Source organism: Komagataeibacter swingsii, assembly GCF_003207895.1.
GTDB lineage: Bacteria > Pseudomonadota > Alphaproteobacteria > Acetobacterales > Acetobacteraceae > Komagataeibacter > Komagataeibacter swingsii.
Map to the genome: position 1 here is coordinate 1 of NZ_NKUB01000103.1, position 755 is coordinate 755.

Sequence of the window (755 nt, forward strand, 5' to 3'; positions counted from 1 at the left end):
CGTCCAGCCAGCGCCGTATGCGGACGCCTTTCGTTATAATGGGCGATCCATCTGCCAAGCCCGGCCCTCAGCTCTGATCCGGTCTCGAACGCGTGCAGGTAGACGCATTCATATTTCAGCGACCGCCACAGACGCTCGATGAACACGTTGTCCAGCCATCGCCCACGCCCGTCCATACTGATGCGGATCTGACGCTCTTCCAGTATCCCGGTGAAACGGGGTGTCGTAAATTGCGACCCCTGGTCAGTATTGAAAATGTCCGGGGCGCCATAGCGCATGAGGGCATCCTGTAGCGCCTCGATACAGAACTCCACGTCCATCGTGTTCGACAGACGCCAGGACAGGACCTTGCGCGTGAACCAGTCCATGATCGCCACAAGATAGAGAAATCCCCGTTTCATGGGAATATATGTGATATCGGAACACCAGACCTGGTCAGGCCGATTGATGACCAGATCCCGTAGCAGATATGGATATTTCCGATGTTCCGGATGGGGCACGGTCGTGCGCGGCTTCTGGTAGATCGCCCGCAGGCCCATGATCGCCATGAGCCGCCGGACCCGCTTGCGGCCCACTTCATGTCCCAGGCGGCGCAGATGCCATGTCATCTGCCGTGAGCCATAATACGGCGTTTCCAGGAACTGGGCGTCGATCAGCCGCATCAGCTCCAGATTGGCTTCGCTCTGTGGCACAGGCCGATAGTAGACGCCCGACCGGTTGAGTTGCAGCAGCGTGCATTGCCGGATTATCGGCAG

The 755-nt window shown here is 58.5% G+C and carries 1 protein-coding gene; it reads right to left on the reverse strand.

Annotated features, from left to right (window positions below; genetic code table 11):
• A partial coding sequence (locus CFR76_RS17535) for an IS3 family transposase (protein ID WP_110557950.1) occupies positions 1 to 755 on the reverse strand: 755 nt, incomplete at both ends.